3 protein-coding genes are annotated in these 25,567 nt (G+C 49.8%); all 3 read left to right on the forward strand.

Annotated features, from left to right (window positions below):
• Nucleotides 1-15 precede the first annotated feature (15 nt).
• Nucleotides 16-1,260 (forward strand): beta-ketoacyl-ACP synthase II, encoded by a 1,245-nt coding sequence (fabF, locus tag ACQQ6X_RS02680; RefSeq protein WP_063208419.1) that lies wholly within the window; start codon nucleotides 16-18, stop codon nucleotides 1,258-1,260.
• 4 nt (nucleotides 1,261-1,264) lie between these two features.
• Nucleotides 1,265-1,672, forward strand: coding sequence for a 3-hydroxyacyl-ACP dehydratase FabZ family protein (locus ACQQ6X_RS02685; RefSeq protein WP_305167936.1), 408 nt, complete (start codon nucleotides 1,265-1,267; stop codon nucleotides 1,670-1,672).
• Between the two features lie 94 nt (nucleotides 1,673-1,766).
• Entirely contained in the window at nucleotides 1,767-25,496 is a 23,730-nt protein-coding gene (locus ACQQ6X_RS02690) for a non-ribosomal peptide synthase/polyketide synthase (protein WP_305167937.1), read from the forward strand.
• The last annotated feature ends 71 nt before the right edge of the window (nucleotides 25,497-25,567 follow it).

Genomic DNA, 25,567 nt, shown 5'->3' on the forward strand with positions numbered 1-25,567 from the left:
GCAAAGGACGTGGGTATGGTGAGAAGACGTGTTGTAGTGACAGGACAGGGAGTCGTAACGCCGATCGGGCTTCATCTTACAGATTTCTGGAATTCACTGCTGGAAGGAAAAAGTGGAATCGGACCTGTCACTGTTTTCGATACAGCAAATATACCAACAAAAATTGGTGCACAAGTTACGGGCTTTGACCCGTTGGAGTATATGAGCAAAAAGGAAGCGCAAAAGGTTGCACAGTTCACTCAATTCGCCTTGGCGGCTGCCCGTCAGGCAGTCGAGCAATCGAAGTTAGTCATTGATGAACGGAATGCAGGTCGTGTGGGTGTTATCGTCGGTTCTGGTGCAGGCGGTCTTGATGTCATAGAGGAGAACTACCGGAAACTAACAGAGCTGGGTCCTAAAAGGGTTTCTCCTTATTTTGTTTCCTCAATGATGATTAATTCTGCTCCTGGCGAAATCTCTATTGCTATTGGAGCAAAGGGACCCTCGTTTGCCGTAGTGACAGCTTGTGCTACAGGAAGCAATGCCATCGGCGAAGCATTACGTACGATCCAATATGGCACGGCTGATGTTGTAGTGGCTGGAGGAGCAGAGGCCAACTTTAGTCAGCTTGATCTGGCATCTTTTGCGAATATTCATGCTCTCTCCAGACGTAATGAAGAGCCACAGAAGGCCAGTCGCCCGTTTGATACGGATCGCGACGGCTTTGTCATCGGTGGAGGAGCAGGAGTTCTGGTGCTGGAGGAGTTGGAACATGCCTTGAACCGGGGGGCTACCATTTTGGCTGAAGTGGCAGGTTATGGATGCACAACAGATGCATATCATATCACGGCTCCAGATCCCTCAGGCTCTGGCCCGGCAGAAGCGATTAATATAGCACTGCAAGATGGGGGCTTGACACCGCAGGAGATTGACTATGTCAATGCCCACGGTACGAGTACGCCATTTAATGACCGAATGGAGATTAACGCTATTCAAAAAGTATTTGGAGAGCATGCTCCCCGTTTGGCGATATCGTCTATTAAATCCATGACAGGCCATTTAATGGGCGGTGCAGGGGCAGTCGAATTAATTGCAACGGTACAGAGCATGATCCACAGTAAAGTACCACCGACACTCAATTGCGACAATCCCGAAGCCCCTGAACTGAATTTTGTACCGCATGTATATCAGGAACGTGAAGTCCGTGCGGCGATTAGTAACTCCTTTGGCTTTGGAGGGCACAACGTCTGTCTTGCCGTTCGTAAGTGGGAGGGGGTATAAGCCTGTGAGCGAAGAGCTAATCCGTATTGAGGATGTGCTTCCGCACAGGTACCCATTTCTTCTGCTCGACGGCGTGACCGGGTACGAAACGTCGCAATGGGCGAAGGGGTACAAGCTTGTGACCCGGAGTGAGTGGTTTATTACAGAGGCTCATCCATACATGCCTCCTATGCTGATCGTGGAGTCGCTCGCACAATTAGCGGCATTCGCTGCGATTGACAAAAGAGGTATTTCATATCTGACCAACCTCAATGGCGTTCGTTTCCATAGCTTCGCGAAGCCTGGGGACCGAATTGACCTTTATTTTGAAGTGGTCAAGCGTCGGCGTGGTTATATTCTCGGAAGTGGTCGGGCTACCGTAGGCGATCGACTGGTGGCTGAGGCGGAGGAAATTGTTTCACTTGATCAATGACGGAGTGGAAGCGCGCATTAAACTGTCTTTTTGTCCTCCTGACTGCCAAGGTGCAGCGGGAGGATTTCACATCACGGAAATAGGAGTGAATGAGATGAATGACATGCAGTTATATGATTTAACGAATGCGCAAAAGCGTATATGGTATACCGAATTACTTTATCCGGATACATCCGTGTCACAGCTATCTGGAACAGCCAAGATGAAGGGTCATATTAATATCGCTGCCTTCATGCAGTCCATCAATTTGATTATCAAACAATATGATGCGTTCCGCATTCGTATTACCTCAGTGGATGGAGTACCTAAGCAGTATGTCGTTCCTTATGAAGAGAGACAGTTGGAGTGTCTGGATCTTGCTCACATCGAAAGCATTTCCGAGGTCGAAGCCTTACTTGAGCAGCACAAAAGCAAACCCTTGCCATTATTGGATTCTGAACTCTTCCAGTTTTTAATTGTAAAGATTAGCGAGGAAGAGTATTGGATCAATATAAAAATGCACCATATCATTTCTGACGGGATCTCTATGGTGGTCTATGGCAATCAACTGACAGCCTTTTATATGGATTTAATTCAAGGAAATGAACCTAAGCTGAGCGATGATTGCTCTTATATTGAATATATTGCAGATGAGAACGCATATGAGCTTTCTGACAGATACCAAAAGGATAAAGCATACTGGCTGGACAAATTTTCTGATTTGCCTGAACTGACAGGTTGGAAGTCATATAATCCGTTATCGCTAAGTACCCAAGCTGTTCGGGAGCATTTTACTGTGCCAGAGGCTTTATATCGCGAGCTACAGGCATTTTGTCAGCAAAACAGAATTTCTCTGTTCCAATTCTTCATGGGTGCGATGTATATCTACATACACAAAGTGACGAATCAGCCGGATGTGGTGATCGGCACCTCGTTCGCTAACCGGGGGAACAAGAAAGAGAAGCAAAAGATCGGTATGTTTGTCAGCACGGCTGCAGCCAGAACATACGTTGACAAAGATGTAGAAGTGTTGAGCTTCCTGCAGGACGTAGCCAGGGATCAAATGTCAGTCTTGCGGCATCAGAAATATCCATACAATCAGTTAATTCAGGATCTTAGAGAAGTGCACGGCAACAAGGATATTCAGCGGCTTTTTGGTGTTTCCATGGAATACCGTCTTATCAACTGGGTTGACTTGGATGACGTGCGTATTTTGACGGATTACGATTTTTGCGGCGATGAAGTGAATGACTTTGTGCTTCATATCGTGGAGATCTTGGATGAAGGCGAGCTGGTACTGGATATCGATTATCGGACGAAGCTGTTCGAACGCAGTGAAGTAACGGACATGGTATCCCAGCTGCTTACGATCGCCGAGCAAATCATTCATACACCGCAGCTAACTATCGCAGAGGTAAACCTCTTGGGAGAAGCAGAGGAGCAATCCATTCTGGCTCTTTCGGAAGGCGCTGTAGTTGATTACCCGCGTGAGAAGACGATTCATGGCTTATTCGAGGAACAAGCCGCGCGCACCCCGGATCACGTAGCTGTTCAGATGGGCGAGCAGAGCATTACATACCTAGCTCTAAATGAGCAGGCTAACCAGCTTGCGAGATATTTACGCACCGAAGGCGTGGGTGCAGATGTACTCGTGGGGATTATGGCTGATCGTTCCCTGGAGATGGTCATCGGCATATTGGCGATTTTGAAGGCAGGAGGGGCCTACGTGCCGATTGATCCTGACTATCCTGAAGAACGTATTCGTTACATGCTCGAAGATTCAGGAGTCCTTCTGTTGCTCACCCAAAGCCATCTATGGGAGAGTACCACGTTTGACGGGAAGCTTGTGAGTCTGGACGAAGCCGCAACGTATACAGGAGATGCTTCCAATCTGGAGAGCATTTCGGGACCAAGCCATTTGGCCTATGTTATCTACACATCGGGTACAACTGGCAAACCAAAGGGAACGCTGATCGAGCATAAAAATGTAGTTCGTCTGCTCTTTAATGATAACAATTTATTTGATTTCAGTTCCCAGGATACATGGACGCTGTTCCATTCGTTCTGCTTCGATTTCTCTGTATGGGAGATGTATGGAGCGCTTCTTTACGGAGGCAAACTGGTCATTGTTCCATCCCTTACAGCCAAGAGTCCGGCAGCTTTTCTGGAGCTGTTGAAAGACAATCAAGTTACTATTTTGAATCAAACGCCGACTTATTTTTATCAGGTGATACAAGAAGAGTTAGCACACTCATCCACAGAGCTCAGTCTTAGAAAAATTATTTTTGGCGGAGAGGCCTTGAGTCCGTCTCTTCTTAAAAACTGGCGGGCAAAGTATCCCGGTGTGCAACTGATTAATATGTACGGAATTACGGAAACGACGGTCCATGTCACTTACAAGGAAATCACTGAACATGAAATCGAAGCGGGCAAAAGCAATATTGGTAGAACCATTCCAACGCTTAGCGCTTATATCTTTGATGAACATAGACGTCTGCAGCCTGTCGGAGTTCCAGGGGAGCTATACATTGCCGGGGACGGTCTGGCCCGTGGGTATTTGAACCGTCCGGATTTGACGGCTGAAAAATTTGTAGAACATCCGTATCGGGCGGGAGAGCGCTTGTATCGAACTGGAGATTTGGCTCGCTGGTTGCCTGACGGCAATATTGAGTATTTGGGCCGGATCGACCATCAGGTTAAAATTCGCGGCTACCGGATTGAGCTGGGCGAGGTCGAAGCCCAAATTCTCAAGGCTCCGAACGTACGGGAAACGATTGTCCTCGCGCGAGACGACGAACAGGGACAAAAATTGCTGTGTGCCTACTATGTAGCCTCCAGCGATCTTTCGCCAGGGGAATTGCGGTCTCAGCTGGCAACGGAATTACCAGCATACATGATTCCCACTTATTTTGTCCGGCTGGAGCAAATGCCGCTTACACCCAATGGCAAGCTGGATCGCCGTGCGTTGCCGGCTCCTGAGGGCAGCGTACAATCCGGTGAGGATTATCTGGCCCCAAGAACTGCAGTGGAAGCACAGCTGGTGCTCATCTGGCAGGATATCCTGGGAGTTGCCCGCGTGGGCGTCCGCGATAATTTCTTTGAGATCGGTGGTCATTCTCTACGGGCAACGTTGCTCGTTACGCGGATTCGCAAAGAACTGGGATGCAGCATTTCACTGCGTGAAGTATTTCAATCGCCTACGGTTGAATCCTTGGCGCGACTGGTGAAAGAACGCATTCCAACCGTGTACGAGTCTATTCCACAGGCTGAAAAAAGCGAAGCATACCCGGTGTCCTCAGCGCAAAAGCGGTTATACGTGCTGAGACAGATGGATGGGGGAGAGCTCAGCTACAATATGCCGGGCGTCTTCACAGTGGACGGGCCGTTGGATCGCGTGCGGCTGGAGTCTGCGTTCAAGGCATTGATCGAGCGTCATGAATCCCTGAGAACCAGCTTTTATATGCAGGATAGGGAGCTTGTCCAACGTGTGCATAAGAATGTTTCGTTCGCATTGGACTACACAGAGGCCTCGGCGGAGGAAACAGATACGCTCATTCATAACTTTATCCGTGCCTTTGATCTGAGCCAGGCTCCATTATTGCGTGTTGGCTTGGTCAAGCTCCAGGAGGAGCGTCATCTATTGCTGTTTGATATGCACCACATCATTTCAGATGGGGTTTCCATTCAAATACTAGTGGAGGAACTCACGCAATTATATCAAGGAGAACAACTACCAGCACTGCATATTCAATACAAGGATTATGCAGTATGGCAACGGGAACAGTCGGAAAGAGAATGGCAAGACCTTGAAGCGTATTGGCTGCAAGCCTTTGAAGGGGAGTTGCCAGTATTGGAGTTGCCTACGGACTTCCAGCGCCCTTCGGTTCGGAGCTTTGAGGGTAGCCGAATTGATTTCACATTGGATGAGTCTGGCAATAAAGCGATACAAGAGCTTGCATCCCGTACAGGTACTACACTATACATGGTGTTGCTGGCGGCTTATTCGGTATTGCTGCACAAATATACGGGGCAGGAGGACATTGTCGTAGGTTCTCCAGTAGCTGGCAGACCACAGGCAGAGCTAGAGGGCATTATCGGGATGTTTGTCAATACATTGGCCTTGCGTAGTTACCCGACAGGAGAAAAAACCTTTCAGGATTATCTTCTGGAGGTCAAGGAAACGGCACTCAAGGCGTTCGAGCATCAGGATTATCCTTTTGAAAAATTGGTTGAAAAACTGGGCGTAGGACGTGATGTCAGCCGCAATCCGCTCTTTGACACCCTGTTGGTATTACAAAATACCGAACAGGAAGAGCAGGACATGGATGGAGTGCGCTTTACTCCTTACCCAATGGACACCGTCACAGCCAAGTTTGATTTGTCCCTTAACATAGAGGAAAAGGGCGCTGAACTAGCCTTTGGCCTTGAGTATAGTACGGCTTTGTATCGGCGGGAGACTGTAGAGCGACTGGCAACGCACCTGCTCCGGGTACTGCATGCAGCCGCGGCCAATCCTCAGGTGCAACTGGCCGAGATTGATATGATTACACCAGAGGAGAAAGTACAGATCATTGAAGTATTCAATGCGACAGCTACTCCTTATCCAAGGGATAAGACGATTCACGAGCTGTTTGCGGAACAAGTCAAGCGTACGCCGGAGCAGACGGCACTGGTATTCGGCAATGTCCGATTAACGTACCTTGAATTGGAAGACAAAGCGAGCCGATTGGCCCAAACATTGCGTCGTTTGGGGACGCTCAGGGAGCAACCGGTAGCTATTATGGGCGGACGAAGTATCGAGATGGTGGTTGGTATGCTCGCAGTGCTTCAGGCAGGTGGAGCCTATGTGCCGATCGATCCTGATTATCCGGAAGACCGGGTTCGTTATATGCTCGAAGATTCCGGGGCCAAGCTACTACTGATACAAAAGGGCGAGCTTATAAATGTAGACTACGGTCTACCGATTGTTGACCTCAGTAGTGAAGAGGCTTATGCGTCTGACCTTGGTCAAGCTGAGGAAGCAGGCCAGGGGCCAGAGGGACTCGCTTATGTTATCTATACCTCGGGTACGACGGGTAGACCGAAGGGCGTTATGGTTGAACACCGGAACGTGGTCCGTCTGGTCAAAGAAACCAATTATGTGGAGCTGAACGAATCCACGCGAATTTTGCAGACGGGAGCCGTGGCCTTCGATGCCTCGACCTTTGAAATATGGGGAGCGTTGCTTAACGGCGGACAGCTTTATTTTGTGGAGAACGACGACATCCTGATTGCCGACCGGCTCAAAGCAGCTATTACGAAGTACGGGATTACAACCATGTGGCTTACTTCACCGCTTTTCAATCAGCTTTCACTGCAGGATGAGTATCTGTTCAGAGGATTGAAAGCATTGTTGGTAGGCGGTGACGTACTGTCCATATCCCATATAAACCGTGTTATCGAGGCTAATCCTGATCTTGTCCCTATCAATGGCTATGGTCCGACAGAGAATACGACCTTCTCCACCACCTACAAGATTCTGGGTCGTGCTGAAGGGGGCGTGCCGATTGGTCGCCCGATTAGTAACTCGACCGCTTATGTGGTCAATGGATCGCTTCAATTACAGCCTATTGGTGCTTGGGGCGAGCTGATTGTCGGCGGTGAAGGTGTAGCTCGCGGATACCTCAATCGTCCTGACCTCACAGCAGAAAAATTTGTCCCTAGCCCTGTTAAGGACGGGGAACGCTGCTACCGAACTGGCGATTTGGTACGCTGGCTTCCAGATGGGAACCTGGAGTTTAAAGGAAGAATTGATGAGCAGGTCAAAATACGCGGTTACCGTATCGAACTCCCCGAAATCGAGGCTCAATTAGCCAAGGTGGAGTCAGTAGTTGAAGCCGTAGTCGTCGTTCGCGCGGATGAGCTTGGAGAGAAGCAGCTTTGCGCTTATTATGTGGCGGATCGTACGCTCACGGCAGGCGAAGTACGTCTTGCCCTATCGCAGGTACTTCCGGGTTATATGATGCCATCCTACTTTATCCAGATGGATCGTATGCCGTTAACGTCGAACGGAAAAGTGGACCGCAGGTCTCTGCCAGCGCCGCAGGTAGGTGCGCCTACAGGACGGAAGTATACAGCTCCTCGTACACCGGCTGAGGAAGCTTTGGCATCTGTCTGGCAAGGAGTGCTGGGTGCCGAACAGGTGGGGATCCATGACAATTTCTTTGAATTGGGCGGAGACTCTATCAAGGCCATTCAGGTGTCGTCACGGTTACTGCAAGCTGGTTATCGGTTAGAGATGAAGCAACTGTTCAAATCTCCAACTATTGCCGAGCTAGGTGCAGAAATACAAACAGCTGTGCATATGGCTGAACAGGGAGTTGTGCGTGGAGCGGCTCGCTTGACTCCAGTCCAGCAGTGGTTCTTTGGGCGGAAGCAGGCAGAGCCCCATCACTTCAATCAAGCAGTCATGCTGTATCGTGAACAGGGATTTGAGGAAACGGCTGTGCATCAGGTGTTGAAAAAACTCGCTGAGCATCATGACGCCCTTCGCATGGTTTTCCGTCAGACTGAGCATGGCTACGAGGCTTGGAACCGTGATCTTGAAGAAGGAGAGCTGTATAGCCTGTTCACTGCTGATTTACGGAACGAATCCAACCCGGTTGCAGCCATTACAACGCTGTCGGACGACATCCAGCGCAGCATCAATCTGGCAGAAGGTCCGCTGATGAAGTTAGGGCTTTTCCATTGTCAGGATGGAGACCACCTGCTGATCGTGATCCATCATTTAGTGGTGGACGGAGTATCCTGGCGGATTTTGTTTGAAGACTTCGCAGCAGGCTATGAGCAGGTGATTCAAGGACAAGCACTGACATTCCCGCAGAAGACGGATTCCTTCCGTGCTTGGGGAGACGCCCTTGCTCGTTATTCGGAAAGCCCAGAAATCGGGATTCATCGGGCGTATTGGAGAGAATTGGGGGCTCAGCCGCTCGAGCAGTTGCCGAAGGATGAGGCTGTGGAAAGCCTTTTACTAAAGGATAGCGAAGTGGTGACCGCGCAATGGACTGTGGAAGAAACCGATCAACTATTGAGAAAAGCCCATCGTGCTTACCAAACCGAGACGAACGATCTGCTATTGGCCGCTCTCGGCATGGCGGTATCCAGGTGGTCTGGCATTGGCAAGATCGCTGTCAACCTTGAAGGGCATGGTCGTGAGCCAATCGTACCGAATATCGATATTACCCGTACTGTTGGCTGGTTTACAAGTCAATACCCAGTCATTTTAGACTTGGGAAATAATCTTGAATTGTCAGCCTTGATCAAATCTGTGAAAGAAGGGCTGCGCCGTATTCCGAATAAAGGTATCGGGTATGGGTTGCTTAAAACGATGGCCAGTCAGGAAGACGCAGACAGTTTCAACTTGCAACCTGAGATTTCTTTTAACTATCTGGGGCAGTTTGATCAGGATTTGCAAGGAAGCTCGTTGCAGATTTCTCCTTATCCGACCGGAAGCGCCCAAAGTCTGTCGGGAGAGCCAGCCTATGCGCTTGATATCAATGGTATGGTGACAGACGGAGCCTTGACTTTGACGATGACTTACAACGGAAAACAGTATAAGTCATCTACCATGAAACAGCTTGCTGGATATATCGAAGAAAGCCTACGGCAGCTTCTTCAGCATTGTGTAACCCAGGAAAGAACTGTATTGACGCCAAGCGACGTACTTGCCAAAGGACTGAGTATTGCTGATCTGGAGGAGCTTTCGAAGCAGACCAGCCACATAGGTGATATTGAGAATGTGTACAGTCTGACGCCGATGCAGAAGGGCATGCTGTTTCATGATATGTTTGAGCCGCATACAGGGGCTTATTTTGAGCAGGCCGCCTTTGACTTTAAGGGCAGCTTTGATCCGACCGCCTTCGGGCAAAGTCTGGATGCAGTAGTGGAACGCCATGCCATCCTGCGTACGAACTTTTACAGCGGATGGGGCGGTGAGCCTTTACAGGTCGTATTCCGGCATAGAGGCGCCAAATTGGTGTATGAAGACTTGCGTGAGATGGATGCATCGCAGCGTGAAGCTTACCTGAAGACTTTTGCGGCCAAGGATAAAGCGCAGGGCTTCAACCTGGCTGAAGATGAGCTTCTGCGTGTATCGATTTTGCACACAGATGAAGAGAGCTTCCGTCTCTTGTGGAGCTTTCACCACATTGTTATGGATGGTTGGTGTGTTCCATTAATTACACAGGAGGTCTTTGAACACTATTTTGCCCTCCTGGAGGGAAGAGAACCTCAGCTGGCAGAGGTTCAGCCGTATAGCCGATATATTGAATGGCTCGAACAGCAGGATGAAGCGGCTGCGGCCGACTATTGGAGCCGATATCTGGCCGGTTACGAACAACAGACGCTTTTACCTCAAGTCGGTGGAGCAGCTAAGGGAGAAGGTTACGTAGCAGAGAAGCTGGATTATCCTGTAAGCAGAGAATTGACTGAACGCCTGGAAAAGGTGGCCAGAGATGCTCATGTCACGATGAATATTTTGCTGCAGTCCATCTGGGGCGTTGCGCTCCAACGCTATAACGGTAGTCGGGATGTTGTATACGGAAGTGTAGTATCAGGTAGACCAGCAGAAATCCCAGGTATTGACCGGATGATCGGTTTGTTTATTAATACAATTCCAGTTCGTGTGAAGACGGAGGAACATCTCCCTTTCACAGTCCTGATGAAGCAACAGCAGGAGCAGTATATGGCTTCTCATATGTACGACACCTACCCGTTGTTTGAAATTCAGGCTCAGACGGACCAAAAGCAGGATCTCATCTCTCATATTATGGTGTTTGAGAATTATCCTGTGGAAGAGGAAGTAGAGCGTCTGGGAGGTGGCGAGGCTGCCTTTGAGATTGAGGAAGCGGAGCTTCTTGAACAAACGAATTACGATTTTAACTTAATTGTTCTACCGGGCAAAGAGATGAGATTGTTGTTCCAATACAATGCGCTCGTCTATGATCCAGCCACGATTGAACAAATCAAGGGCCATTTGTTCCACCTGATGGAACAAATTGTGGAGAATCCTGCAATTTCCGTGGATGCTCTGGAATTGGTTACACCACAGGAGAGAGAGCAGATTCTGAACGTATGGGGAGACACGGAAGCCAGTTCCACACACCGTACCACGTTTCACGGGCTGCTGGAGGAGCAGGCGGATCGAACACCGGATGCGACTGCCATTCTATTTGAGGACGAGGCGCTGACCTATGCCGAGCTGAACGCAAAAGCCAATGGATTGGCGAGAAGACTGCGCGCTGAGGGAATCAAAACGGGAGACCTGGTGGGACTGATTGTTGAACGGTCAACCGATATGATCGTTGGGATGTACGGCATTATGAAAGCCGGAGGCGCCTACGTTCCAATTGATCCAGAGTATCCGAAAGAGCGGATCAACTACATGCTTGAGGATTCGGGGACGAAGATGATCCTTGCCCAAGCTCATCTGCTGGAGCATATAGGCTGGACGGGAAATGTTCTGTTGCTGGATGAACCGTCGACCTATGATGCCGATACTTCGAATTTGAAGGATACGGCCGGCTCTGATGATCTGGCTTACGTGATCTATACCTCTGGCACGACGGGTCAGCCTAAGGGCGTATTAGTAGAGCACCGGGGTTTATGCAATCTGTCGGACGTATACCGTGGACTCTTCGAAGTTACACCGCAGGATCGGATTGTTCAGTTTGCAAGCCTGTCGTTCGATGCATCGGTTTCGGAAATTTTAACGACACTGAGCCACGGTGCTACTCTGTGCATTCCTTCTACACAAGAGATTTTGGATCATACCCTGTTCGAGCAGTTCATGAACGATAAGGGGATAACGGTAGCGACTTTGCCGCCAGCCTACGCTATCCACCTTGATCCAGAGCGTCTGCCAACACTGCGATGCCTGTTAACCGCCGGATCGGCTACGTCGGTCGAGTTGATCGAAAAATGGAGAAAGCATGTACAATACTTCAATGCATATGGTCCAACTGAGGACTCCGTATGCACTACCATATGGAATGCCCAGAACAGTGAAGAAATTGCAGGAATCGTATCCATTGGCCAACCCATTGCCAACCATCGTGTGTATATCTTGGATGATTATTTCAGATTGCTGCCTGTTGGCGTAGCTGGAGAGCTGTGCATTTCGGGTATCGGGTTAGCACGGGGCTACCACAACCGGCCTGAATTAATGGACGAGAAATTTGTAGACAATCCGTATGCTCCAGGAGAGCGTATGTATCGGACGGGCGACCTGGTTCGCTGGCTACCGAATGGAACCATCGAGTACTTAGGTCGAATAGACCACCAAGTCAAAATTCGTGGCTATCGTATCGAGCTGGGCGAGGTCGAAGCACACATGCTCAGAGTACCGTCCGTTCAGGAAGTCGTGGCCTTGGCTGTGGAGGGCGATGACGGCTACAAGGATCTGGTCGCTTACTTCGTAGCTGCTCAGAAGCTTGAGGTATCCGAGCTCCGAGCAGTTCTATCGGAGATGTTGCCTGGATATATGATCCCTTCTCGCTTCATACAACTGGAGGACATGCCACTAACGTCGAACGGAAAAATAGATCGAAAAGCGCTGCAAGGCGAGCGAGGATGGGCAATTGCTTCATCTGAGGCTCCAAAGACACCTGTAGAAATCCAATTAGCCGAAATCTGGCAAGAGGTGCTGGGTGTAGAGAGCGCGGGAGTGAAGGATAATTTCTTCCATTTTGGAGGTCATTCACTGCGTGCGGCTCTGCTAGTGTCACGAATCCGTAAGGAGATGAATCGTGAGATTAGCCTAAGAGAAGTGTTCGAGTCGCCTACCATTGAAGGATTGGCTCGTGCCATTGAGGGCCATATGACGCTTAATTTCGAAGAAATTCCTACAGCGGGAGCACGAGAGCACTACCCATTGTCCTCAGCCCAAAAACGGCTGTTTATCCTTAGTCAGCTGGAAGGCGGAGAGCTGAGCTACAATATGCCAGGCATCCTTACGGTTGAGGGAGACCTGAATCGGGAACGGCTGGAGCAGGCATTCCGTCGTCTGATTCGTCGTCATGGTTCGCTGCGCACTCGTTTTGTGACCGTTAACGGTGAACCTGTACAACAGATCCTACCGGATGTTCCGTTTGCTGTGGAATATGCGGAGTTGAGCGAATCAGAAGCAGAAGCTACCCTTCAGCAATTTGTCCGTCCTTTCGATCTTGGTGAGGCTCCATTGCTACGAGTGGGTCTGATTCGAATTGCACATGAGCGCCATTTACTGTTGTTTGACATGCATCATATTGTCTCAGATGGGGTTTCTATGAATATTCTCATAGAAGAATTTCTCCGTTTCTACCAAGGAGAGGACGTATTGCCTGCGCTGCAAATCCAGTACACAGACTATGCGGTATGGCAGCAAGAGCAGCTCCGAAGCGAGGGTCTCAAAGCCCAAGAGGCTTACTGGCTGGATGCATTCCGCGGAAGCTTGCCAGTGCTGGATTTGCCAGTAGACGAAGTTCGCCCTGCGGTACGAAGCTTTGCGGGAGATCGGATTGACTTCCAGATTGATGCTTCTCTGAGTGCTTCACTCCAGGAGCTGGCTACCCGAACAGGTTCTACCCTGTTCATGGTGCTACTGGCCACCTATACAGCGCTCTTGCACAAGTACACGGGTCAGGAAGATGTCATTGTCGGTTCGCCGGTGGCGGGAAGATCGCATGCCACACTCGAAGGCCTCATCGGTATGTTCGTAGGCACAGTGGCACTGCGTACTTATCCTGAAGGGGAGAAGCCCTTCGAGGCTTACCTGCAGGAAGTGAAGGAAACAGCCCTGCGGGCCTATGAAAATCAGGATTATCCGTTCGAGGAGCTGGTAGAGAAGCTGGAGCTTCAGCGTGACCTGAGTCGCAACCCACTATTTGATACCATGTTTGTCCTGCAAAATATCGAGCAGGGAGAACAAGAAATAGAAGGATTGCGTTTCACTCCTTACGATCATGTACATCCTGCTGCCAAGTTCGACCTCACGCTGACGGTGAGTGAAGCGGATGGGGCATTGAACTGCACGCTGGAGTACGCGACTGCAATCTACAAGCGGGAGACCGCTGAACGGATGACAGGCCACTTTGTACAGCTTATTCAGGAAGTTACCGCCAATCCGGGTATGTCGCTGTCGTCTCTGGATATCGTGACACCACAGGAAAAGTCGATGCTGATGAAAGATGCGGAAGAAGCCAAAGCAGATTATCCTCGTGACAAAACGATTCATGCACTGTTCGAGGAACAGGCTGTCCGTAATCCGGATGCAACAGCAGTCGTATGTGAAGAGGCAACCCTGTCCTACAGCGAGCTGAATGAGCGGGCTAACGGACTCGCCAGAACACTGCGCGAGCGCGGTCTGCATCCAGACGGTCTGGTTGGAATCATGGCGGAACGTTCCCTTGAAATGGTCGTTGGGATTTTGGCCATTTTGAAGGCGGGCGGAGCCTACGTCCCTGTGGACCCTGAATATCCAGAGGACCGTATTCGCTTTATGCTTGAGGATTCGGGAGCCAAGCTGCTGCTGACCCAAGCGCATCTGGAGACACGTGTCTCCTTCACCGGGGACGTCATCAAACTGGATGAGACGGCTTCCTACAAGGGAGATGTCTCAAATCTGGAGCCTGCGGCTGGACCGAATCATCTTGCCTACGTCATCTACACATCGGGTACGACAGGCAAGCCAAAAGGAACACTGATCGAGCACAAAAATGTAGTTCGCTTGCTCTTTAATGATAAAAATATGTTTGACTTCGATGCTCAGGATACGTGGACGCTGTTCCATTCGTTCTGTTTCGACTTCTCTGTATGGGAAATGTACGGGGCATTGCTGAACGGAGGTCGTCTGGTCATCGTTCCATCGCTGACCGCGAAGAGCCCAGAGCGTTTCTTGCAATTGCTGAAGGACCAAAAGGTCACCGTGTTGAATCAGACGCCGACCTACTTCTACCAGCTACTACAAGAAGAACTTAGTCATCGCGCGGCAGAATTGAGCCTCCGCATGATTATCTTTGGTGGAGAGGCATTAAGCCCGGCCTTGCTCAAGGACTGGAGAGCGAAATATCCGCAAGTGCAGCTCATCAACATGTATGGCATCACGGAAACGACCGTCCATGTGACGTATAAGGAAATTACAGAACTGGAAATTGAACAGGGCCGCAGCAATATCGGTATCCCGATTCCGACACTGCGTGCGTACATTCTGGATGAGCAACGCCGTCCACAACCGATTGGTATCCCGGGTGAACTCTATGTGGCGGGCGAAGGGCTGGCGCGTGGCTACCTGAACCGACCGGAATTGACGGAAGAGAAGTTTGTAGCTCATCCGTTTGAAGCGGGTGAGCGTATGTACCGCTCAGGTGACTTGGCACGCTGGCTGCCGGATGGCAGCATGGAGTATCTTGGACGGATCGACCATCAGGTTAAAATTCGGGGTTACCGCATTGAGCTGGGCGAAGTGGAGGCGAAGCTGCTCCATGCTCCGTCTGTCAGAGAGGCCGTTGTGCTTGCCCGGGAGGATGGAAGTGGGCAAAAAGTGCTGGTCGGCTATTTCACTGCTGATCAGATGCTGACGGTAAGCGAATTGAGAAAAGCCTTGGCTGCTGAACTGCCGGCTTATATGATTCCGTCTTACTTTATGCAATTGGAACAGATGCCGTTGACGCCAAATGGTAAGCTGGATCGCAAAGCGCTTCCGGCTCCAGAGGTCAATGTGCAGACTGGAGCTGTATATGAAGCGCCGAGAAACGCAGCTGAGGAAGCTTTGGCTTCCGTATGGCAAGGTGTGCTGGGAGCACAGCAGATCGGTATCCATGATCATTTCTTCGATCTGGGCGGTGACTCCATTAAGGCGATTCAGGTATCCTCCAGATTGTTCCAGTCTGGATACAAATTAGAGATGAAGGATCTCTTCAAATATCCGACAATTGCCGAGCTAAGCCCGTATCTTCAGGTAGCCGGACGCACAGCAGAGCAGGGTGAAATCAAAGGTACAGCGGAGTTAATGCCAATTCAGCGTTGGTTCTTTGAACGCCACACAGCAGAGCCGCATCATTACAATCATGCTGTCATGCTTCATCGGAAAGACGGCTTTGATGAGACTGCACTCCGGTTGGCAATGGACCAAATTGCGATCCATCATGACGCGCTGCGTATGGTTTTCCGGCCTACAGAAGCTGGATACGCGGCCTGGAATCGGGGAATTGACGAAGGCGAACTCTACACATTGGACATCGCCGATATGCGGCAGGCAGATGACGAGGCAGCAGCTGTTCAAGCCCAAGCTGATGCCATTCAGGCGAGCTTCCACTTGGAAGACGGCCCTTTGTTCAAGCTAGGCTTGTTCCATTGTAAGGATGGCGATCATTTGTTGATTGTCATTCATCACCTCTTGGTTGACGGCGTGTCCTGGCGCATCCTGTTTGAGGACATTGCAACAGGATACGAGCAGGCGTTGAATGGACAAGCGATTGTTCTTCCGCAAAAGACCGATTCGTATCTTGTATGGTCCGAGCAAGCGGCGAAGTATGCAGCGGGCCCTGCTCTGGACAAGGAACGTTCATACTGGCAGCAGATTGAGGAAATGGTTCTGGCTCCACTGCCAAAGGATCAGGATCAGGAGCCAGGCACCATTCGGGATACCGAGTCGGTTACGGTAACTTGGTCTGCTGAAGAAACCGACCTGCTGTTGCGACAAGCAAACCGGGCTTATCATACGGAGACGAATGATTTGCTCTTGACTGCTCTGGGAGCAGCTATTCAGCGCTGGACAGGCATGGAGCAGGTTCTGGTTAACCTTGAAGGACATGGACGGGAAATGATCATACCAGATCTGGATATTACCCGTACCGTGGGCTGGTTCACCACCCAATACCCTGTTCTGCTGAACCTGCAAGATGGGCAGGAAGTATCTACCCGGATCAAGCGCATCAAGGAGAATTTGCGAGAGGTTCCGCACAAAGGTATCGGCTACGGTCTGCTGAAATATATGGCACCGGAAAAAGGTACTCGATTCAGCGTAGAACCGGAAGTTTCCTTCAACTACCTTGGACAGTTTGACCAGGACTTGGAGGGCAATGCTCTTAGCTTGTCTACACATTCAGTCGGTAAGGCGCTCAGCAATCATACACCACAGCAATATGCTCTGGATGTGAATGGCATGATTGCCGAAGGCCAGTTATCACTGACGATTACGTACAGCAACAGGCAGTATCGTAAGGAGACGGTAAGCCATTTTGCTGAATTATTACAGTCAAGCCTTAGCGAGGTTATCCGGCATTGTGTGGCTCAGGAGTATGCACAGCTTACGCCAAGTGACGTTCTGTTCCAAGGTCTGACCCTGGAGCAGCTTGATCGACTCACAGCCCAGACGGCCCATATTGGAGAGATTGAGGATGTGTACAGGCTAACGGCAATGCAGAAGGGCATGCTCTTCCATAGCTTGCTGGAGCCAGACTCTTCTTCATACTTTGAGCAGGCAACGTTTGAGCTGCGTGGCAGCTTCGATGTAGATACCTTCTTCGAGAGCTTCCAGGCTTTGGCGCAACGACATGCCATACTGCGTACGGGCTTTTACAACAATATCGCGGATGTACCGCTGCAGGTTGTCTTTAAGCAACGGCCAATCCCTCTGAGCTACGTAGATTTGCGTGCCGCTACGTTGCAGGAGCAAGAGGCTCGGATCGAGGCTTACACAACTGAAGATATGGCTAAGGGATTCAGTTTGTCAGAAGATCCGCTGATGCGAGTGACTGTCTTGCAAAAGGAACAAAGCTACCTTGTATTGTGGAGCTTCCATCATATTGTCATGGACGGCTGGTGCATTCCGATCATTACACAGGAGCTGTTCGATTATTATTCTGCCCTGCGTCAGCAAGTACAGCCTGTACTGCCGCCGGCTCAGCCTTATAGTCGTTATATTGAGTGGCTTGATGCACAGGATGAACAAGAGGCTTCAACATATTGGAGCCAATATCTCGAAGACTATGACGGCAATACCGTATTGCCGGAAGCTAAAACGAAATCTCAAGCCAAAGAAGAGGGCTACGTTCTGAATGAGCATGTTCTCCATTTGGGTACAGCCTTGACCCATAAAATGGATGTTGTCGCCAAGCGCAATCATGTGACGGTCAACACACTCATGCAGACAGCCTGGGGACTGATTCTCCAGCGTTACAATGCCAGCTCGGATGTGGTTTTCGGCGGTGTTGTATCGGGTAGACCTGCTGAGATTGCAGGGATCGAGAATATGGTGGGTCTGTTTATTAATACAGTACCTATTCGTGTACAGTCATCCAAAGACGAGGCCTTCGTCGAGGTCATGAAACGTACACAGGCACATTCGTTGGCTGGTCGTGCCTACGACACCTATCCGCTGTATGAGATTCAGGGGAAAACAAGCCAAAAGCAAGACCTGATTTCTCATATTATGATCTTTGAAAATTATCCGCTTGACGAACAGGTAGAACAGTCGGGCAATCAAACAGAGGACAATCTCGAAGTCGCCAACTTCGCCATGTTTGAGCAAACCAACTATGACTTTAACCTGGTCGTCATTCCAGGCGAGAACATTAAGGTCTGCATTCGCTACAATGCTTCGGTCTACGAGCAAGAAAGTATTGCGCGAATCGGAGGACATTTACTGCAAATGCTCGATCAGGTAGCTACTCGTCCGCAAGCGACGGTACAGGAGCTGGAGATTGTAACACCAGAGGAACGGACAAACCTGCTCGACTGGGGTGGCAAGGCTCATGCTTATCCAAGTGATCAGGGCTTGCATACCTTGTTTGAGGAACAGGTGGCCCGTACGCCGGATAAGATCGCGGCAATAAGCGGCGACATCCAGATCACATATCGGGAGCTGAACGAGCAGGCGAACAGACTGGCTTCGACCTTGATAGCCCAAGGACTGCGGAGCGAACAAGTAGTGGGTCTGTTGGCGGATCGATCAGTGGAACTGCTGGTTGCCATTATGGGCGTACTCAAAGCGGGCGGAGCTTATGTACCGATTGATCCTGAATATCCGCAGGAGCGGATTCAGTATATTCTGAAGGACTCTGGCGCTGAGATTCTGCTCACACAGAGCCACCTGACGAAGCTAGCGTCCTTTGAGGGAATGGTTATGGAATTGGATTCTCCACACATCTACGGAACTGAAGTGAATAATCCTAATATTCCTGTGAGAGGGAACGATCTGGTGTATCTAATCTATACTTCGGGTACAACAGGAAATCCGAAGGGAACCATGATTAACCATAAAGGAATTGTGAACTACATCTGGTGGGCCAATAAAGTCTATTGTGCAGGGCAACCAACGGACTTCCCGCTGTATTCATCCATTTCGTTTGACTTGACGATGACATCAATGTTTACTCCATTAATAAATGGAGGAATAGTACGGATTTATGATGGTATAGATAAGGCAGAGGTTGTACAGCATATTTTGCGCGAAAATGCGGTCGATATTCTCAAGCTGACGCCGACGCATCTCAGTCTCATAAAAGACATGACCATTCCAGCGGAAAGTCGCATTCAGCAGCTCATTGTAGGTGGAGAGAATCTGACCACACATTTGTCCAAAACGATTACCGACCTCTTTGGCGGCAATATCAAAATCTACAATGAGTACGGTCCAACCGAAACCGTCGTCGGCTGCATGATTCACCTGTACGATCCTGCGAAGGATACACATGAGTCCGTACCGATTGGTTTGCCGTCCGACAACATATACATTCATATCCTGGATGAACAGCTTCGTCTTGTACCGTTAGGTGTGGAGGGCGAAATGTACATCGCCGGAGACGGAGTAGCCCGTGGATACCTGAATCGTCCGGATCTTACCGCAGAAAAATTCATTAGAAATCCGTTCGCTGCGGAAGGAAATATGTATCGGACCGGGGATTTGGCCCGTCGCCTTCCTAATGGAGACATTGAGTACATTGGGCGTATTGACCATCAAGTTAAAATCCGGGGCTATCGTATTGAGCTTGGTGAGATTGAGGCCAAGTTGCTGGATATGCCGCTTGTCGAGGAAGCTCTCGTTGTTGCGTGGGCAGACGCCAATGGACAGAAGTCTCTGTGCGCTTACTTTGTAGCGGATCGGGAAATGTCTGTCAGCGAGCTGAGAAATGAACTGTCTGCCGAACTGCCTGCATATATGATTCCGTCTTACTTTGTCCAAATGGACGCAATGCCTTTGACACCAAATGGCAAGCTGGATCGCAAGGCACTGCCTGAACCAAACTTGGGTGTGAAAGCAGGAGCTGCCTTTGCTGCTCCGCAGACGGATGTGGAAAACATTTTGGCTTCGATTTGGCAAGGTGTGCTCGGCGTGCCGCTTGTTGGCATACATGATAATTTCTTTGAACTTGGAGGCGACTCGATCAAATCGATTCAAGTCTCATCAAGACTTCTCCATGCAGGCTACAAACTGGAAATGAAGGATTTGTTCAGCTATCCAACAATTGCGGAACTGGCTCAGCGCGTTAGCACAGTCAGCCGAATTGCAGATCAGCGCGAAGTACACGGAACCGTAAAACTGGGGCCTGCCCAACGCAGATTTTTCGAAGAGCAGTCAACGGATCTGCATCACTTTAATCAGTCGGTTATGCTGTACCGACGTGAAGGCTTTAATACCGATGCACTCGCTGAGGTAATGCAGAAAATTGCAGAGCACCATGATGCGCTGCGACTGGTGTTCCGCCAAGGAGAGCAAGGAGTAGAAGCCTGGAACCGCAGCTTGGGTGAAGGTGAGCTGTATAGCCTCCAAATCCACGATCTGCAGGATGAAAAAGATCCGGCCATGGCAATAGAAGCAGGTGCGGAAGCTATTCAGCGCAGCATCTCTCTGGAAGATGGGCCTCTCTTTAGACTGGGTCTATTCCGCTGCAAAGAAGGCGAACATTTGTTGATCGTTATTCATCACTTGGCTGTGGATGGCGTATCCTGGCGTATTCTCTTTGAGGATCTACAGGAAGGCTACGAGCAGGCAGCACGTGGAGAAGCGGTCAAGCTTCCACATAAGACAGATTCGTACCGTGCATGGGTTGATGGGATTACGCAATACGCCAACAGCCCGGCGGCTGAACAAGAACGCAGCTTTTGGGCAGAGGTGGAAGGAGAGGGATTTGCTCTTCTTCCAAAAGACAAGGTAGACGGTGCTCTTCTCATAAAAGATAGCAAGGCTGTTACGGTAACATGGTCGCCAGAAGAGACAGAGCAGTTCTTGAAGGAGGCAAATCGCACTTACAATACGGAAGTTAACGATCTGCTCTTGACAGCCCTTGGTATTGCGGTTCATGAGTGGACAGGGATCGAACGTGTAGGCATCCTGCTGGAAGGACATGGGCGGGAGCCTGTTGTACCGGAATTAGATATCACTCGTACGATAGGCTGGTTTACAAGTCAGTATCCTGTCGCCCTTGAGATGGGAGGCGAATTGGAGATCGGCGCTAGAATCAAGCGTGTCAAGGAAGATCTGCGTCGTATCCCGAACAAAGGTGTAGGATACGGTATCTTGAAATATTTGAGCGACGTATCCGCTGGCTCCTCCTTCTCAACAGAACCGGAGATTACCTTCAACTATCTGGGGCAGTTTGACCAGGATCTTGCAGAGGGAACGATGGAGGTATCACCTTACTCGGCAGGATCTGAGGTCAGTGAGCAGATGGTACAGCATCAGGCCTTGAACATCAATGGACTGATTACCGAAGGACAACTTCAACTTTCGGTCAGCTACAACCATCAGCAGTTCCATGCAGATTCGATAGAGAAGTTTGTCGGTATCCTGAAGGAGCGTCTCAGTGAAGTTATTGGTCACTGTGTGCGAAAGGAAAGAACCGAACTTACACCAAGCGATGTACTCCTCAAAGATATCAGCTTGGAGGAAATCGAGGAGCTGGAAGAGCAGACACGGCACATCGGCAGCATTGAAAATGTGTATAAACTGACACCAATGCAAAAGGGAATGTTGTTCCACAGCTTGCTGGAGCCTCATTCAGAGGTCTACTTTGAGCAGGCCACATTTGAAATTCAGGGAGTGTTTTATCCTGAGGATTTCAAACGCAGCTTACAGCATCTGATGAAACGGCATGCCATATTGAGAACGAATTTCCATGCTGGATGGGGCGATTTCCCTATACAGATTGTGTTCAAAGAAAGAGCATGCGATTTCGTATATGAGGATTTGCATGAGCTGGAATCCGGTGAAATAGAAGCGCGTCTTGCAGCTTACATGGAACAAGACAAAGCGAGAGGCTTTGATCTTGCGAATGAAGCCTTGCTGCGTGTTGCTATCCTACGGACTGCAAAAGAGCATTACCATCTGTTGTGGAGCTCTCATCACATCATTTTGGATGGCTGGTGTATGCCGCTTGTGCTCCAGGAAGTGTTTGAAACATACGGAGCTCTACGTGAGCAAAGGGAACCTGAGCTTCCTGCAGCAGCATCGTACAGCCAGTACATTCAATGGTTGGAAAAACAAGGCGAGGAAGAGGCAGCCTCTTATTGGAGAGGGTATCTGGAAGGATACGAGCAGCAAACGAAGCTGCCACAGGCCGTCACACAACCATCGGCCAAAGCCGAAGCCTACTTGTCAGAGAAGCTGGTGTTCACGTTGGATGCTGAATTGACCGAGCGCCTGGAACAAGTGGCCAAGCAGCACCAGGTGACGATGAACACGCTGATGCAAGCAGCCTGGGGAATCGTGTTGCAACGCTACAATAGAAGCCAGGATGTCGTCTTCGGAAGTGTGGTATCGGGCAGACCTGCCGAGATTCCGGGTATCGAAAGCATGATCGGTCTCTTCATTAATACAGTTCCAGTTCGGGTTCAAGCTGAGGGAAGCGATTCGTTCTCTCAAGTGATGAAGAGACAGCAGGAATTATATTTAGCAGGACATGCTTATGATTCCTATCCGCTCTATGAGATTCAAGCACAGAGTGAGCAAAAGCAAGATCTAATTTCGCATATTATGGTATTTGAGAATTATCCGGTAGAAGAGCATCTGGAAGAGAAAATTGCCAATGATGAGGCTGAATACAAAATAACGGATGTTCAGATGTTTGAACAGACGAATTATGACTTTAACCTCATTGTGCTGCCGGGACGTAGTCTGGAGTTCTTGTATCGTTATAATGCTCGTGTCTACGATCGGGAGAGCGTGGAACGGATTCAAGGACACTTGACGAGAATTCTGACAAGCGTATCTGTACAACCTGCTATCCGTATTGATGAGCTGGAGCTGATTACGCCAGAAGAGAAATCACAAATTATAGAGGTATGGGGAGATACAGCAGCCCCTTATCCGCGTGAGAAGACCCTTCACGGCATATTTGAGGAAAAGGCTGCGCTCACACCGGATCGTACAGCACTTATTTACGGTGAAACGGTGCTTACCTACGGAGAGCTTCATCAACAGGCCAACCGCCTGGCGCGTACGCTGCGTGCTCAAGGGGTCAGACCAGATCAGCCGGTCGGCATTATGGTCGAGCGTTCGCTTGAGATGATCATTGGTATCCATGCCATTCTAAAAGCGGGTGGCGCCTATGTACCGATTGATCCGGGATTCCCTGAGGATCGTATTCGTCACATGCTGGATGATTCGGGAGCGAAGCTTCTACTGACGAAGAGCCATCTCAAAGATCGTTTCCCATTCACTGGTACGATTCTGTCACTTGATGATCCGCAGGCGTATCATGCCGATGACTCTAATCTGGAGCCAATCGCGGGACCAGAGCATCTGGCGTATATCATTTATACGTCAGGCTCAACTGGCAAGCCGAAGGGTGTAATGATTGAGCACCGCTCTGCCGTCCATACACTGAGTCAGTTGGAAGCTGAATATCCGATGGTGGCAGGCGATCGATTCCTGCTCAAAACGACATTCACCTTTGACTTCTCCGTGCCGGAGCTGTTCTGCTGGTTCTTTGGACAGGGGACGCTCGTGATCCTGCCGCCGGGCGTGGACAAAGATCCGGTCGCCCTGCTGGAGGCTGTGGATGCGAACCAAATTACGCATCTTAATTTGGTACCTTCGATGCTCAGTGTGCTCGTTCAATATTTGAAAGAAAGCAGTACCCAAGGATTCCTTACTTTGAAATACCTGTTTGCCTGCGGCGAGACGCTGCCTGCCAAACTTGTAGAAGAGTACTATAAAGTGTCTCCTTACGCAGTACTGGAAAACATCTACGGTCCTACGGAAGCAGCTGTATATGCGACTCGATATACAACGAGTCCTGAGACCGCAGCTCTAACGCATGTGCCTATCGGCAAACCGTACGCTAACGTCCAAGTATGGATGATAGACGGCGCCTCTCAGGTATCACCAGTAGGTGTACCGGGAGAACTATGCATTGCAGGCGAAGGGGTAGCGAGAGGGTACTTCAATCAGCCGGACCTGACGGCAGAGAAGTTCATTCCTCATCCGTACAAGCCGGGAGAACGGATTTACCGAACAGGCGATTTGGCTCGGTGGTTGCCAGACGGGAATATTGAGTACTTGGGACGGATTGACCACCAGGTAAAAATCCGCGGTTACCGCATTGAACTGGGAGAAGTGGAAGCACAAATCCTGAAGGTGCCGTCGGTGCAGGAGGCAGTTGTTCTAGCACTAGCTGATTCCAGCGGAAGTACTCAGCTTTGCGCATACTTTGTGGCCGAGGAAGGGCTCACAGCGGGCATACTACGAGAGGCACTGGCCAGCGAGCTGCCAAGCTACATGATTCCATCTGCTTTCGTGCAGCTGGGGCAAATGCCGCTGAATCCGAATGGCAAATTGGATCGCAAAGCACTACCGGCACCGGAAACCCTTCTGCGGAGCACAGCGGAGTATATCGCGCCGCGTACGCAGACAGAAGTAGAGCTCGCTCAGATTTGGTCCGAGGTGCTCGGCGTACAGGAAATCGGAATCAGGGATCATTTCTTCGAGCTTGGGGGCCATTCCCTGAAAGTATTGGGCTTGATTCAAAGGATCTCGTCTAATATGGGCGTCCATCTCCCGCTCCAGGCCGTGTTTAATCTGCCGACAGTGGAAGAAATGGCACATGAAATTTTCAAGCTGCAGGCAACAACTGCTGCCGATGAACAAGAAATGGAAATTATCCACTTCCCAGGGAAAGGAACGCTTAAAGTATTTTGCTTCCCTCCACGGGTAGGTCACTCTCTGGGGTACTATGAGATGGCCAAGGAGCTGGATGGGCTTTGCGAGGTGTACGGGATGGAATTTATCGGCGACCGTTTCCAAGGTCAAGATATGCTGGATCGATACATCGATGCCATCGTGGATATTCAAGCAGAGGGCCCATATATATTCTTGGGGTACTCACTTGGAGGAAATCTGGCCTTTGAGGTAGCTAAAGCCATGGAAATCCGAGGGTACCATGTTGGCGACATTATTATGGTAGATGCTATGAGAAAGATGTCCAAGGATGAATCGACACCAGAGGAGCTTGAAGAGATTGTCGAAACGGTGCTGGACAGCATTAGAGAGCAGTACAAAGCATTCCTGGCTGATCCAGCCGACAGGGAGCGAGTCATGGACAAAATGTTGGTTTACTCCAGCTACCGCGATGAGCTTATTAACGCAGGTGAAGTTCATGCGAATATCCATGCTATGATTGCAGAGGATGATAGTGTTGGTCCGGATACATCATTAGATAAATTGTTATGGCAACAGGCAACACTTGGCCAATACAAAGAATACGGGGTCATCGGAACGCATGATGTGCTGCTTGATTCCGGTTTTGTCGGGGAAAATGCTAAAGTACTGAGACAAATACTTGGTAAAATTGCAGAAGCCTCATCTAAAAACAAGCCTATTTTGTCCTAAGATCAATCAACGTGAATAATAGTGGGCAATAAAGACGCCAGGGTTCCTTTAAATAGGAGGGACCCTGGCGT

This window comes from Paenibacillus ottowii (genome assembly GCF_050516475.1).
In the GTDB taxonomy this organism is placed as follows: Bacteria; Bacillota; Bacilli; order Paenibacillales; family Paenibacillaceae; genus Paenibacillus; species Paenibacillus ottowii.

Coding starts and splice junctions, on each gene's coding strand:
- fabF (WP_063208419.1), top strand. CDS start 16: ATGGTGAGAAGACGTGTTGTAGTGACAGGACAGGGAGTCGTAACGCCG.
- ACQQ6X_RS02690 (WP_305167937.1), top strand. CDS start 1,767: ATGAATGACATGCAGTTATATGATTTAACGAATGCGCAAAAGCGTATA.